Genomic DNA, 13,636 nt, shown 5'->3' with positions numbered 1-13,636 from the left:
ATGGCGATCGACACCTGGCTCGCCTTCCTCGCCGCGACGGCGGTGATGCTGGTGATCCCGGGCCCGACCATCCTGTTGGTGATCGGGCAGTCGCTCGGCGCCGGCCGGCGGGCGGCGCTGCCGCTGGTCGCCGGCGTGGCGCTCGGCGACCTCACCGCGATGACCTTGTCGCTGGCCGGGCTGGGTGCCCTGCTGGCGGCCTCGGCGACGCTGTTCATGGTGCTGAAGTTCGCCGGCGCGGCCTATCTGGTCTGGCTCGGCGTGAAGCTGTGGCGGGCGCCGGTCGAGGCCGCCGCCGCCGCGCCGGTCAGTGCGCGGCGGGCGATGCGCGACGCCTATGTGGTGACCGCGCTGAACCCCAAGGGCATCGCCTTCTTCGTCGCCTTCGTGCCGCTGTTCGTCGATGCGGGCAGCCCCTTCCTGCCGCAGGCGGCGGTGCTGGTGGCGAGCTTCGTCACCCTGGCGGCGATCAATGCGGCGGTCTATGCGCTGCTGGCCGCGCGGCTGTCGGGGGCGGTGCGGCGGTCGGACGTGCGCCGCACCCTGAACCGCTGCGGCGGGACGGTGCTGGTGGGCGCCGGGCTCGCCACCGCGGCGATGCGCAGCCATTGACGACGGCCGCAGGCGGCGATGGACAAACGCCCGGCCCGGACGTTTCATCGCGAGCTGAGGGTCCGTTGGGAAGCGCGCTGTCCGGCGCGTTTCCTGGTCCGGTCGCTGGCCCGCACGCTCGCCCGGCTGCCCATTGCAGGATACCGACGTGGGGGTGCGGGCCGGTGCCGGACTTTCCAGGCAGCCTCTGAGGAAGGGTCACCATGGCAAAGAACGACGGCTACTGCGCGACCACGCGCGACATCCGCGTTTCGGTGCGCGCCTTCTACCTCGCTGACCAGTCGGAACCCGAGCGCGGGCAGTTCGTCTGGGCCTATCGCGTCGAGATCGAGAATATCGGGCGCGAGACGGTGAAGCTGCTGCGCCGGACCTGGCACATCACCGATGGGCTCGGCCGCACCCAGACCGTGCATGGCGCGGGCGTGATCGGCGAACAGCCGCTGCTCGAACCCGGCGGGCGGTTCGAATATACCTCCGGCACGCCGCTGCCGACCGCCTCGGGCTTCATGCAGGGCGCCTACCACATGGTGGTGGCCGATAGCGGGGAGGCCTTCGACGTCGCGATTCCCGCTTTCAGCCTGGACAGCCCACACCAGCCTTCGGGCCGGGTGCATTGACCGCGCTCAGGCCGATGGGTTGCGGACCCGTGGGATCGCCCCATCTGCCTCGGCAGGGCGACCTCGCGGAAACGGCGCGGACGGACCCGCCCATCGCGCCGCGATCCTGGAAGGAAGCCTGCCCGTGAACATCCATCTGCCCGCTTCCGCCCCCGCGGACGACAAGGCGACGACACTGCCCCGCCCGACCCAGGCCGAGGCCGAGGACGCCATCCGCACCCTGTTGCTGTGGGCCGGTGACGACCCCAACCGGGAAGGGCTGCTCGATACGCCCAAGCGCGTCGCCAGCGCCTATCGCGAATGGTTCTGCGGCTATGAGGAAGACCCCGTCGAATTGCTCGCCCGCTCCTTCGAGGAGGTGGAGGGCTATGACGAGATGGTGGTGCTGCGCGACATCCGGCTCGAGAGCATGTGCGAGCACCACATGTGCCCGATCATCGGCAAGGCGCATGTCGCCTACCTGCCGTCGGGCCGCGTGGTCGGCATCAGCAAGCTCGCCCGCGTCGTCGAGGCCTATGGCAAGCGGCTGCAGATCCAGGAGAAGATGACGGCGCAGATCGCCAATACGCTGAACGACGTGCTGAAGCCCAAGGGCGTCGCCGTGGTGATCGAGGCGGTACACCAGTGCATGACCACGCGCGGCGTGCACAAGACCGGCGTGTCGATGGTGACGAGCCGGATGCTCGGCGCCTTCCGGGACGACCCGTCGACGCGCAAGGAATTCCTGTCGATGATCCAGGGGCAGCGCGGGATGCGCGAGGGGTGACATCGGCGTACCAGGCCTTCGCCCGGCGCGGCCACCAGCTGTGAGGGCCGCCTGATCGGAACCCGCGCTAACGCGCGGCTTCGACCGACAGCGCCGCCACTGCGCCGGCGATGGCCGAGGCGCGGGCGCAATCGACGCTGACCGGCCAGCGGTCCTCCGGCGCATGGAACCACGGGTTCTTGCCAATCAGCGACAGGTAGCGGCCGCCGCGCGCCTCGACCTCATGCGCCTCGCCATTGGCCTTGCCGCCGGTCACCACCTCCAGCGCCTCGGCCGGATAGCCGGCCGCCTCGAGCCGCGCGGCCATGCGCTCGGCAACCCCCGGGACATTGGAACGCACGGTCAGCCGAGCATCCTCCGCCGCGCCGAGATTGGCGCCGAGATGGACTACCAGCCGGGCCTGCGCCGCCAGTTCCGGTTCGGCGGCGAAGGCCTGGTGGGCGCCGATGTGGCCGAGTTCATGCCCGCAGGTCGCCAGCGCCACCACGCCGCGCGCGCGGGGGGCCTGGGCCAGCGCCTTCAGCGCGGCAAGCCAGGCGAGGATGCCACCGCCGCGCTCGGCCGTGCTGGTCCACCAGGAGGTGCGCGGCGTCAGCAGCACCAGCGGCGGCGCCATGCCGGCCAGTTCCGCGCGGATGGACTGCGACAGGCCGGGCGCGCGGGTGCCGGTGGCGACCAGCCGCGCCTGCGCGCCGGCCTCGGTGAGCGCCATCAGCCGGGGCGCGTCCCGCCCGGCCAGTTGCAGCACCGGTGGGCCAAAGGGGGCCGCCAGGTCATGTGCATTGAGCGGCGCCAGGCCATCCGGCTTGGTCCGCAACGCGATGACGATGCCGGCATGGCGGCTCTCGGCGCGGGCCCGGGCGAAGGCGTTGCCGGGCAGGCTGGCGGCGGCGGGGTCCATCTCGGCGATGCCGATCGGCGCGTCGGAGCCGAGCGGGCCGAGGTGTCCGACGATCCCGTCCGGCCCGGTCAGGCCGCCATCGAACAGCGGCAGGCCTTCGAAGGCGAAGCTGGCGCCCTCGAGTGTGGCGCGGCCGGGGGTGAGGCGGGTGAAGGGGGCGGGGAGCAGCCGGGCCTCGGCACCTGTCGCCGCGGTCTTGTCGCGGAGCCAGGCGGCGGCGGCGGCATCGCCCTCGCCACCGGTGCGGCGGTCACCGAAGGCATCGTAGTCGGCGAAAAATCCGGCGGGGTTCATTCGACGCGCGCACCCGACAGGCCCACCAGGTCGCGCAGCCGCTGCAACTCGACCGGCCATTCGGCGGCATAGGCGGCGGGGCTGGCGGAGAGGGTGATCTCGCCGCCCTCGGCGACCAGCCCGGCGCGCAGCGCGGCGTCATGGGCCACGGCTTCATGGAAAGCGGCATGCAGGTGGCGCGTCACCGCTTCCGGCAGCCCGGCCGGGCCGACGACGGACGAGTTGCTGGTGACGACCGGCCCGCCCGGCACGCTCTCGGCCAGGGTGGGCACCGCGGGCAGGGCGGTCATGCGCACGGCACCCGCCGTGCAGAGGATGCGGACCACCCCCTGTTGCTGGCGCGGCAGGGCGATGTTGCTGATGGCGAAAGCGAAGTCCACCTCACCCTGTTCGACGGCGAGGGTCGCTTGGTTGGCGCCGCGATAGGGGACATGGATGCCCTCGGCGCCGACGAGCTTCAGCATCGCCGCCGCGGCCATATGCGCCGGCGTGCCGATGCCGCCCGAACCGTAGCGCAGCCCGCCCGGCGTGGATTTGGCCGCGGCGAGCAGCCCGGACATGTCCTGCAGGGGCGAGGCGCTGCGCACCGCGAGCACCGCCGGATGCGCCGAGAGCGCGATGACCGGCGTGAAGTCGCGCAGCACGTCGTAGCCGGGATTGGCCTGCATCACCGCATGGGTGATCGCTGTCCCGCCGCCCCAGAGCAGCGTGTAACCGTCGGGTGCGGCATGCGCGACGTATTGCGCGGCGATCAGCCCGCCGGCGCCGGCGCGGTTCTCGATGACGAACGACCCGCCTAGTGGGCCGGCCGCCTTGGCGGTGATCAGCCGGGCCAGCGTGTCGGAGGACGCGCCCGGGGCGAAGGGCACCACCAGGCGGACCGGCTTGTTGGGGAACGCATCCTGCGCGCGGGCGGCGCTCGGCAGCGCCAGCGCAACCATCCCGGCCAGGGTCGTGCGACGCCGCATCCTGAGGCTCCTCCACTCTCGTTGCGGGCAGGCTAGCCTGGGAGTTCCGGCCTTGTCATGCGCGGTGGCGCGCGTCCGGGGGTGAAGACCTGTCGCAGCATTCATGCCGGGGGTGCGAGGTTCAGGGCCGCGAGAGTGCGACCGATATGGTGGTGCCGCAGGAATTCAACCTATGCCGAGGCTCGTATCGTGATAGCCTCGTGGGCGCAGCAGGGGGCTAGGTCGCTGGCGGGTATCGGATCTGCGGATGTTGGCGCCTGCGCCATAGTCACGAGTATCCAGTTGAGCGCCAGTGGCATGGATCCGTTCCTGTCGTGGCAATCGACGCTGACGCGGCTGATCTCATCCCAGCCGGACTTCCTCAGCGTCGAGATGTTGCCGACCCATCAAGGGTCCGCCCAATGGCAGATCGTCCAGCGCTTCACCCACGCGGTCGCGTTGGACCGATGGATGGCGAACGCGCAGCGACAGGCCCTGATGGCCGAGCTGATGACCCTCAAGGCCCCAGACGGCGCCGCGGTGCGGGAGGAGATCGCCCCCGACTACCACGCGTTGGGCGGTGTGACGGAAGTCATCACCACGGTGGTGGAGCCGGGCCGCGAGCCCGAGTTCCTGGTCTGGACCGAAGCCATCCAGGCTGCCCAGGCGCGCTTCCCCGGATATTTGGGCAGTTTCGTGCAGGCGCCGGTTGCCGGGGAGGCGCCGCATTGGGCGACGCTCGTGCGGTTCGCCACCCCGGCGCAACTCGACGCCTGGCTGGGGTCGGGCGAACGCCGCGGCCTGCTCGACCGGGCCGATCCGACGATGTCCCGCTGGTCCAGCCGACGGCTGGCCGGCGGCTTCGGGAGCTGGTTCGAGCCCGACGCAGCCGGCACCTCGCCCCCGGCCTGGAAGCAGACCGCCGTGGTCCTGCTCGTGCTGTTCCCGGTGGTGATCCTGGAGATGCGCTTTCTCAGCCCCTATCTCGCTGGCCTGCCGACCACCGTCGGCACCTTCATCGGCAACGCCCTCAGCGTGTGCCTGGTGTCGTGGCCCCTGGCCGGGCTCGCGGGGGCGGCGATGACGTGGTGGCTGAAGCCGCCGGCCGCGCATCGCTGGAGGAATGAGATTGGCGGCGCGGCGGTGATGATCGCCCTCTACGCCGCCGAGATCGGCATTCTGTCCCTTCTATTCTGACCGCGCGGCGGATGATGCGCGTTCACCTCAAAAGGAAATCACGATGACCAGTGACGACGAGAAGTTCATGCGGCGTGCCATCGCGCTGTCGGAGAAGACCTCGCTGATCGACAGCGCCGGCGGGGTATTCGGCACCGTCATCGTGCGCGATGGCGAGATCATCGGGGAGGGTGCGAACCGCGTCGTCGCGGAAAACGACCCGACCTGGCATGGCGAGATCGAGGCCATCCGCAACGCCTGCAGGAAGGTCGGCAGCTTCAAGCTGACCGGCGCGACGCTCTACACCAGCGCGGAGCCCTGCCCGATGTGCATGGCCGCCAGCTATTGGGCGGGCATCGAGCGCGTGTTCTACGCCTCGACGAATGAGGACGCGTTCAAATACGGCGATTTCGACGACAGCATGATCTACGGCGAACTGAAGAAGCCCGTGCATGACCGCTCCATCCGCTGCGAGCAGATCATGCAGGCGGAAGCCGTCGAGGTCTGGAAGAAGTACAAGGATAAGGCCGACCGCGTTCCCTATTGAGGGACCGTTCGGGAATGCGCCCCGAGGCGCATTCGCCTCCCGGGTCGCCGTGGCGCCGACGTGCGCCATGACGACCGCAGGACGCCGTCAGGCGACGGCTTCGCCCTCGACTTCGACGGCGAAGGCGGGGCTGGCGAGGCCGGCGACGATCAGCAGCGTGCTGGTCGGCGCATGGCCGCCCAGGAAGGCATCGCGCTGTCGGCGCCAGGCCGGGATCTGCGCCGCGTCGGTCAGGAACACCGTCATCTTCACCAGATTCTCCACCGCCATCCCATGCGCGGCGAGCACCGCTGCGAGATTGGCGAGGCATTGTGTCATCTGGTCCTCGGCCTCGGCGACCGGCGTGCCATCGGGGCGCAGCCCGACCTGGCCGGAGATGACGAGGCGGCGGCCCTCACCCTCGATCAGCGCGGCCTGGGAATAGCGCGAGGCCGGCACCGGGGCGCCGGGCGGGTTCGAGAAGGTGACGTGGGCCATGGCCAATGCTCCGTTCAGATGTCCAGCGAGGCGGGTTCGACCGAGGTTTCGGGCGCCGTCGCGGCGGGGGTTTCGGGGGCGTCGGTCGAGGGCGGGGCGCGCAGCAGGGAACGCAGGTTGCGGCGAAGCTGGTATTCGAATTCGACATTGAGGTCGCTGCCGGCGAGGCGGACGATCTCATCGGCGGCCTGGGCGCGCTCGGCCTCGCTGCCGGCGGGGCGCGTGGCGGTGCGGCGGACCTCGGCCTCGGCGAATCCGGCCGGCGCCCCTTCATCGGAGATAATCTCGATGCGGCAGCGCAGGACGCAGGTCAGACGTTCGGTCGCGGTGGTGAAGACGCCGCCTGAACCGGCGCTTTCGCGGGTGAGCGTGGCGACCTGGGTGCGGAAGCGCGCGGAGCCGGGGCCGCCGGCGGCCGACAGCCGGTCCTGCGCCATGGCGCTGACCACCATGGATGGGGAGAGAGGCGCGGGCGGCATGGTGCGCGTCGCGGCGGGGTCGGCGGCGGGGACGACCTCGATACGGCCCACGGCCAGGCGCAGCGGCGTCAGATAGGCATAGGAGGGCGGGCCGGCAGCCGCCACCGCCGTGGGCAGCGGCTGTCCCCGCCCGCCGCAGGCGGCGGTGGCGAGCAGGCCGGCCAGGGCGGCGCGGCGGTCGATCGCCACGGCCATCAGCCCTGCTCCGCGCTGGTGATGTCGCTGCGGTCGAAGCGAAAGCCCAGGTTGCAGAACTCGCAGGTCATCGTGATCACCCCGTCTTCGGCCATGTGGTCGAGGTCGTCCGCCCCGAAGCCCGCCAGCACGCCGGACAGCCGGGCGCGCGAGCAGCGACAGCCGTAGGAAAGGGCGCGGGCGCGGTCGAGGGCAAGCCCCTCCAGATGAAACAGACGATGCAGCAGGCGTTCGCCGGGCAGGGTGTCGTCCAGCAATTCGGTGTCGGTGAGTGTGGCGGCGAGGGCGAGGGCGGTGCGCCAGGCGTCGTCCTGGGCGTCCTCGTCGAGTTCCTCGCCGACACCGCCGGCACCGGCGACGCGTTCGAGGATCAGCGCGGCGGCGCGCCAGCCGGAGGGCGTGCGGGCGCAGGCGAGGTGGACATGGGTGGCGAGCTGTTCCGAGTGGCGAAAATAGGAGCCGGTCATCTCGGTGAGGCTATCGCCCTCGATGGCGACGAGGCCCTGGTAGCGCTCCATCTCAGGACCCTGGTCGCAGGTGAAGGCGAGGTAGCCCTGGCCGAGCATCGCCGCTGCGGTGGGGGTGGCGCCGTCGGCGAGGTGGGGGGCGAGCTTTTCCGCGTCCGCCCTCGCATAGCCGCGCAGGGCGCCGGAATCGGTGCAGTCGGCGAGCAGCATGGGGACGGGGCCGTCGCCCTTGGCCTGCAGGGAGAAGGAGCCACGGAACTTCAGGGCGGCGGCGAGGCCGGCGGTGAGTGCGAGGGCCTGGCCGGCCAGGGTGGTGACGGCGGGGTCGTTGTCATGGCGCGTCAACAGCGCATCGGCGAGGGCGCCGAGGCGGACGAGGCGGCCGCGGACCGGTTTGTCGCGCAGGTGGAAGGGCTGCACGCCACGCGGGACCACGATGTCGGGCACCGGGGGGCGGTCATGGTTGAGGAAATCGGGGGTGCGGGAGGGTTCGGTGGGGCTGGACACGGGTCCTAGATAGGGCGGGAGGGGGCTGACGTCCAAGGTGTCGCTGACGACTGTGCGTCTCTTGCCGTCCAGAGCCGGCCTGCGCGCGACACGGGATGGGGAAGCGCGTCCCGCTGCGTGCTTGTTGGATTGCCGCTGGTAGCGCGTCGGCTCCGGATCAGCTCGCGCGCGATGACGGGGGCGCGACCTCGAACCCTCGATTCACCCGATGACCATCCAGCCTTTGGCGAGTGGCCGAACCCGCCACGCCGGTGGATTGGGCGCGCGCCCAGGGGGCGAAGATCGAGCTGACCAACGACCCGATGGTGGCGGTGGCCGGCGGCGCGCGCTGCGTGGTGACGGATGCCTGGGTGTCGATGTCCGACGAACGCGACGGCCGCGCGCCGGCGCGGCACAATCTGCTGGCGCCCTACCAGCTCAATGCCGAGTTGCTGAAGCACGCCGCCCCGGATGCGATCGCGATGCATTGCCTGCCGGCGCATCGCGGCGAGGAAATCACCGACGAGGTGATGGACGGTCCGCAAAGCGTGGTGTTCGACGAGGCGGAGAACCGGCTGCACGCGCAGAGAGGCCTGTTGCTCTGGGCCTTGGGCGCCGGCTGATGGCGCCGTCCCGACAAGGGCGGACATCTCCCACGCCATCACACCGGTCCGCCGCGCGCTTGGGTCCGCGGGCTGGTGACGAACCGCTCCGTTCGTGGGCCTCGCGCCACGCCGAACTGCCAACCTTTTGGCGAGGCGAACGGAAACCTCGCCCGCCATGCGATATTGAACTGGCATTAGTCAGTCCAGTTTGACACCCTCCCACTTGTGTACATTTGGCCGGCTCCCAAAACTCTGGCGTTGCCCGACATGGGCAAGCATTGGGCCCTGACCGCGCCGCGGGACGCGTCGGGCGAGATCCGGCCGGCGTGGCCGTCTTGTCGCCTTCCGCACGGCCGGCTGCGCCCCGGGCCGTTACGGCCGCGATGACGAGCGTCGATCTCGGTATCGGTCGCGCCGGGCGGTGGCGCGTGAACGGTAGCGCGGTCTGGGCCGAACGCGCAGCATCCTCGCGGAAACCACAACCACCGACGGGTCATACCCCCGCGCGCGCCATGCCGGCGTGGTGGTCGGTGCATAGGCTGTCGGGTCACCGACACGCCCACGGCTCACTGCCCGGATATTCGTGGAAGGTCCGGTTTCATCACAATGGGAGGACAATATGGCGCCGGTACCACCGCAATTCGTCATGGGATTGAACTTCAGCAACGACTTCCAGTCGTCGCCTGTCGACGCTCACGCAGCGGTCAATGAAATTGCCACGCATGTCTATATGGCAAAGACGTTTTCGCTGAGTTCACGGAGCATGGAATTCATCGCGGCGGCAACGGCACACAACATGCCGGTACGCTTGGCCGTCGGCACGCCGAACGACATGATCCAGGACTTCGCCAACGGCAAGACGTCGGATTTCATCGAGAGGATCCGACCCTACGCCAAGAATATCTGCTGGATATGCGTCGGCAACGAGCCGCTCGGCTCATGGCACAATGGCGCCTACAACGACATATTGGCGCCGGCAGTCACCAATGTTTATGCCGCATTGCAGGCTGCCGGACTGACCGGGATCGGCGTCACTGTCCCGCAGAACTTCGAGTTCATGGCGAACTCCTATCCGCCGTCAGCGGGCTCCATCAAGCCGGAGCTGGAATCCGTCATCAGTAAAACATGCGCCATCATGCAAAAGAGCGGTGCGCCGTTTCTGGTGAATATTTATCCATTCCTGACACGGATACAGAACCTCAATGACGTTCCACTGGACTACTGCCTGTTCACGGCGGGGTCGAACCATTGGGTGCGGGATGGCGCCTATACCTACAAGAACATTTTCGACGCGATGATCGATGCGCTGCACGTCGCACTCGGCAAGATCGGGCTCGGCAACATGGAGATTGTGATCGGCGAGTGCGGCTGGCCAACGGCCGGCAACGACGAAGCCACCGTGGCCAATGCCCAGACCTTCAACCAGAACCTGATCAATCACTGCAAGAGCGGCGCCGGAACCCCCCGGATTCCAGGCAAGAAGATCGGCTGCTTCCTGTTCGAGACCTTTGATGAGGACGAGAAAGATACAGGCCCCGGCCAATTCGAACGTTACTGGGGTGCGTTCAATTTGAACGGATCAAAAAAATACCCGCTCAACTGGCAATCGTGACGCTCCGCCCAGGGTAATCCCCAAGCGATCCCACGGTACTGGCTCGCCCAGCAGCACCACGAGCGGCATCCGTTTTCCTTGGCACGCGGATGCCTTCTCGGCCGCCGTTCCGGCGCCACCTTCGCCCGCGAGGCAATTCCAACGGCATAGGGGTGTGGCTCATGCCGAGGCCGCGACATGCGAGGCCTGCGGCGACAACAAACTGAAGCCGCGCTGCTCGATCGCTTGACCCATCACTGCGACATCGTCGAAACCAGAACAGGCAAGCCACGGTTCAAAAACCTGGCCTGATCCCGCGAGATGTCGTCGACGCGCATGCGCCAGCTATGGCTGCACCCAGCGTCCAAGAGCAGCCAGCCAACAGCAGCTGCCCCGACACGAAAAGGTTTACCGGCTTCAGATAGATAAAGAGCGTGGCGTCCAAGCCGGCCGGTGGTCAGGGGTTACGCGTCGGCCCTGGAGGACTCCAGTCGTACGGTCGACCGGGTGGACGGGGCGGCGTCGGCCGCCCATACGGTGCGGCCAGCGCGCTTGGCGACGCGGCGGCAAACAAGAGCATGGCTGCGGGCGCGACAAACCCGGCCTTGCCGGCGGCCTCAAGGAAATTCCGCCGGTCAGCACCGGCGCCGTCCAGCGGTTCGCGCTCTCCATTGTCCTGCTGCATGCGAACCTCCTGTCACTTGTTTCGGGACGCCAACGGGCCCTGAACCTCTGCGTAGCATTTCTGAGCCTCTACCCCAAGTTTAAAATTGGCCTGAGCAATCGCAAAGCTTCGGCGGAGGTCGCAAAGCTGAAATCATAGCAGGCCGTCTGCTGCATCAGGCCAAGCAGTGACCGCATGTGGCCGAGCTCCAATGGGCGGCGCTTGACCATGCATTCCGCCATCAACCGCCGCAGTGCCTCGGCCTTCCGCAATGGCGAGAGGCGGCTCGCCTCGCCAGGGCGGAAATGGGGGAATACGATTGCGCGCAACGGCGCCGAGGTGCCCGGCGCCGGCAATGACGCGGGCGGCGGAGGCAGGTAGGCCACTCGCCGGCCATCGGCCCTCAGATGCAGCGGCAATGTTGCCAGATCGGGATAGTCCTCGGCCAGGGCGGCGCGCCCCTCGGCCTTCACACACAGCGGCAGGGGCAGTGGCGTGATGCGCAGGTCGGTCGTCCCAAAAAGCGCCATTTCATCGCTGAAATAGCGTCCGCCGGCGCGCAACAACTTGGCTGTCAGCGTCGATTTGCCGCGACCCGGACGGCCGGGCAGCAACATGACGCCCCCATCGGCGCCACCCACCACACCGGCATGGATCCCGATCAGGAAGTCGAACCGATTGACGGCGCTGGACCAGATCGCGCCCTTCACCAGCGGTGCCGCGCCGTTCACCGCTGAGCACTCGCCGACCGGCAGATTGTCCTGGTACAGAACGTATCGACCCGCGGTCGCGGAGCCGACCAGCGCGAGTACGATGTCCACAGCGCCCGGCGGCGTGGCCAGGTGGCGTAGCACCGGGTCCACCCACCCCAGCACCGCCGTGTCGGTGCAGCGCAGCCGGAACCGCGTGCCTAGCAGGGCGTACTGCGTGTCGGCGACGAAATGCGGCGTGCCGAGCGGCGGGAGCCCGGCTGGCGCCGCCGGCGCCGGCGCCGCCGCGACTGGCGGTGCCGCGCCGCCGTCCAGCAGTGCGTACGAGCGAAGCGCCGCGAGCGCCGCGGCGAGCCCCGCCCGCGCCGCGTCCGGCGCCAGGCCGAAGCGCTCGGCGAGCACATCCGAGACTTCTGTCGGGGAGAGGCCATCCTCCAGCGCGCACCAGACAACGCCGGCCGAGCTGTTGAGCACGTGCACCTCCTGCCGCGGCGCCGAGAACACCAGGCAGTCCCCATCCAGGAATAGGGTGTGCGTGCCGGGGGCCGGCCGCGATGTGGCAGCTTCACGCGCCGGCATTCCGCTACTCCCGTCGCACCAGGCCGAGTGCCTTCAGCGCCGACCAAAGCGGCGCCGCGACATAGTCGTGCGCCAACTTCACGCCGGGATAGGCAACCGCAAGGGGGCCGGCCAGTTCGAACATCCGATAGTGGTGTAGACGCGCAGTGGTCGTGGTCGCGACAACATAACGCAGCCTGTCGGCCCAGCGCTCACGCACCCGCCAGCCGAAGCGCGACAGCCGGAATATCGAATGGGACGGCGCGGCGGCGCCCTGCACCGCCATGCGCAGTTCGGACCGCAACGCAGTGACGCCTGTGTCCGCGGCGACGACCCGTCGCAGTTCGTCGGGCAGCGGTGCCCCCAGCAGGTCATCGGCGAGCGCCAAGCCGAGCAGCATCATGCGTCGCACCCCGGCGCTTGTCGCCCGCCGCAGCGCGACATCCCAGTCGATCGCCGGATGGCGTTGAATCAAGCCAGCCATGTCGGCGACCCAAAGCAGGCGGTGCCAGCGTTCCTTGGCGCCATGAACCGCTGCGATGATGACCGCATCTTCTGGTGTCGGCAGGCGGAGCATGCGTCCGGCAAGGGGGGCGGGCTGCGCCCGTCGCATCACGTCGGCGGCGCGGAAGTGCACACTGAAGGTGCTCGGCGCGAAGGCCCAGTGCGGCTCGACAGGCAGGCTGCCGTCACGGAACAGAATGTCCTGCCCATTATAGCGGTAATAGGCGGCCATCTGCTGCGGCGACAGGCCCTCCGCCTGCGAACGGTAGCCGAGGTGGCGCAGCACCGTCATCGCGGCGTCGATCGCGGCTTCGTCGATCAGCAGATCAAGGTCGCGGAACTCGCGCAGGGCTATATCGCCGAAGGCTTCCGCGGCCAGCGCCGGCCCCTTGAAGGGCACCGCCTCTATGCCTGCAGTTTCGAGCGCATCGAGCAGTCCGAACAGCTGCTCGACGACGGCGGCATTGGCGGCCCGCCGACCGGCGACGACGGCCTCCGCAGCGGCGTGCATCGCTGCGGGCAGCTTGTCCGAAGGCAGCGTCAACAGGTGGTGGCAGAGCAGGGTGCCCGTGCCATGCGCCAGCGCCCCGCGGACCACCGCGGTCCAGTCGACGCCGCGTGCGCTGGCCGACAGTAGCACGGCGCGATCCGCCTCGCCGAGCTCTCGCCGGGCGGTGGCGAACACGACTGCCGATTCGAGCGAGGGCGGCTCCGGCCTCAGCTGTGGCACCGATCGCCTCCGATTGCCGCGCGTATTGGCGACATTTCCGCGTCAGCGCGCAACAACATCCCGCCGGATGCGAGACCGATGACGACGGCCTCGGCGGGGGTGCCGGCGTGTTCCATGCCGACCCGTCCTTGCGCAAGGGGGCTTCGGGAGTGGACCAACCGAATGTTCAGGTTCACAGGAACGACGCAAGGTGATCCTTGGTCAAACGTGGGCTCGATTGCCTCAGGAACGAACGGCCTGCGCTGCGCCACCGCACCAACCACCTAGACCGAAGTCAGTGCAGCAGGGTCGGACTTTCGTGGAGCAACGC

13 protein-coding genes and 1 pseudogene are annotated in these 13,636 nt (G+C 69.1%); 7 read left to right on the top strand and 7 right to left on the bottom strand.

Annotation, left to right across the window (positions count from 1 at the left end; genetic code table 11):
- The 3 genes from IEY36_RS04085 (at position 1) to folE (ending at position 1,995) form a co-directional block, all read left to right on the top strand.
- Complete coding sequence (locus IEY36_RS04085) at positions 1-612, top strand: LysE family translocator (RefSeq protein WP_188965660.1); 612 nt, start codon at positions 1-3, stop codon at positions 610-612.
- Between the two features lie 203 nt (positions 613-815).
- A complete protein-coding gene (gene apaG, locus IEY36_RS04080) occupies positions 816-1,229 on the top strand; it encodes a Co2+/Mg2+ efflux protein ApaG (protein WP_188965659.1) in 414 nt (137 codons plus the stop codon).
- Between the two features lie 124 nt (positions 1,230-1,353).
- The gene (gene folE / locus IEY36_RS04075; RefSeq protein ID WP_229681105.1) at positions 1,354-1,995 is read left to right on the top strand and encodes a GTP cyclohydrolase I FolE; all 642 of its coding nucleotides are present in this window, start codon (positions 1,354-1,356) and stop codon (positions 1,993-1,995) included.
- A gap of 67 nt (positions 1,996-2,062) precedes the next feature.
- On the opposite strand, the gene IEY36_RS04070 is transcribed toward folE, so the two are convergent.
- Complete coding sequence (locus IEY36_RS04070; protein ID WP_188965658.1) at positions 2,063-3,190, bottom strand: hypothetical protein; 1,128 nt, start codon at positions 3,188-3,190, stop codon at positions 2,063-2,065.
- On the bottom strand, positions 3,187-4,158 hold the full coding sequence (locus tag IEY36_RS04065; RefSeq protein ID WP_188965657.1) for a Bug family tripartite tricarboxylate transporter substrate binding protein: 972 nt from the start codon (positions 4,156-4,158) through the stop codon (positions 3,187-3,189). Before IEY36_RS04065 ends, IEY36_RS04070 begins: the two co-directional genes overlap by 4 nt.
- Before the next feature lie 297 nt (positions 4,159-4,455).
- Between IEY36_RS04065 and IEY36_RS04060 the strand changes: the two genes are divergently transcribed.
- Together IEY36_RS04060 and IEY36_RS04055 are read left to right on the top strand one after the other, a co-directional pair.
- On the top strand, positions 4,456-5,334 hold the full coding sequence (locus IEY36_RS04060; protein WP_229681104.1) for a hypothetical protein: 879 nt from the start codon (positions 4,456-4,458) through the stop codon (positions 5,332-5,334).
- Between the two features lie 43 nt (positions 5,335-5,377).
- Positions 5,378-5,860, top strand: a complete 483-nt coding sequence (locus tag IEY36_RS04055; protein WP_188965656.1) for a nucleoside deaminase — start codon at positions 5,378-5,380, stop codon at positions 5,858-5,860.
- Between the two features lie 87 nt (positions 5,861-5,947).
- Here IEY36_RS04055 and IEY36_RS04050 read toward each other — a convergent pair whose 3' ends face one another.
- From IEY36_RS04050 to hslO, 3 genes are read right to left on the bottom strand one after another with little or no spacing between them, the layout of a single operon-like run.
- On the bottom strand, positions 5,948-6,337 hold the full coding sequence (locus IEY36_RS04050; RefSeq protein ID WP_188965655.1) for a RidA family protein: 390 nt from the start codon (positions 6,335-6,337) through the stop codon (positions 5,948-5,950).
- Between the two features lie 14 nt (positions 6,338-6,351).
- The gene (locus tag IEY36_RS04045) at positions 6,352-7,011 is read right to left on the bottom strand and encodes a hypothetical protein (protein ID WP_188965654.1); all 660 of its coding nucleotides are present in this window, start codon (positions 7,009-7,011) and stop codon (positions 6,352-6,354) included.
- Entirely contained in the window at positions 7,011-7,985 is a 975-nt protein-coding gene (hslO, locus tag IEY36_RS04040; RefSeq protein ID WP_188965653.1) for an Hsp33 family molecular chaperone HslO, read from the bottom strand. Before hslO ends, IEY36_RS04045 begins: the two co-directional genes overlap by 1 nt.
- 239 nt (positions 7,986-8,224) lie before the next feature.
- On the opposite strand from hslO, the pseudogene IEY36_RS04035 reads away from it, so the two are divergent.
- Together IEY36_RS04035 and IEY36_RS04030 are read left to right on the top strand one after the other, a co-directional pair.
- Positions 8,225-8,587, top strand: a pseudogene (locus IEY36_RS04035) (ornithine carbamoyltransferase); the annotation flags it as partial.
- A gap of 601 nt (positions 8,588-9,188) precedes the next feature.
- Positions 9,189-10,181: a glycosyl hydrolase family 17 protein gene (locus tag IEY36_RS04030; protein ID WP_188965652.1), complete on the top strand. Its 993-nt coding sequence runs from the start codon at positions 9,189-9,191 to the stop codon at positions 10,179-10,181.
- A gap of 732 nt (positions 10,182-10,913) precedes the next feature.
- Here IEY36_RS04030 and IEY36_RS04025 read toward each other — a convergent pair.
- Positions 10,914-12,113 carry a PqqD family peptide modification chaperone gene (locus IEY36_RS04025; RefSeq protein ID WP_373290296.1) on the bottom strand — a complete coding sequence of 400 codons (1,200 nt, stop codon included), beginning with the start codon at positions 12,111-12,113 and terminating at the stop codon, positions 10,914-10,916.
- A 4-nt stretch (positions 12,114-12,117) separates the two neighbouring features.
- Positions 12,118-13,326: a nucleotidyltransferase domain-containing protein gene (locus tag IEY36_RS04020; RefSeq protein WP_188965650.1), complete on the bottom strand. Its 1,209-nt coding sequence runs from the start codon at positions 13,324-13,326 to the stop codon at positions 12,118-12,120.
- Between the last annotated feature and the right edge of the window lie 310 nt (positions 13,327-13,636).

It is taken from the genome of Neoroseomonas lacus, from assembly GCF_014644535.1.
In the GTDB taxonomy this organism is placed as follows: domain Bacteria; phylum Pseudomonadota; class Alphaproteobacteria; order Acetobacterales; family Acetobacteraceae; genus Neoroseomonas; species Neoroseomonas lacus.
Note: the sequence above shows the minus strand (reverse complement) of the source record. Positions and strands in the feature narration are given on the sequence as shown.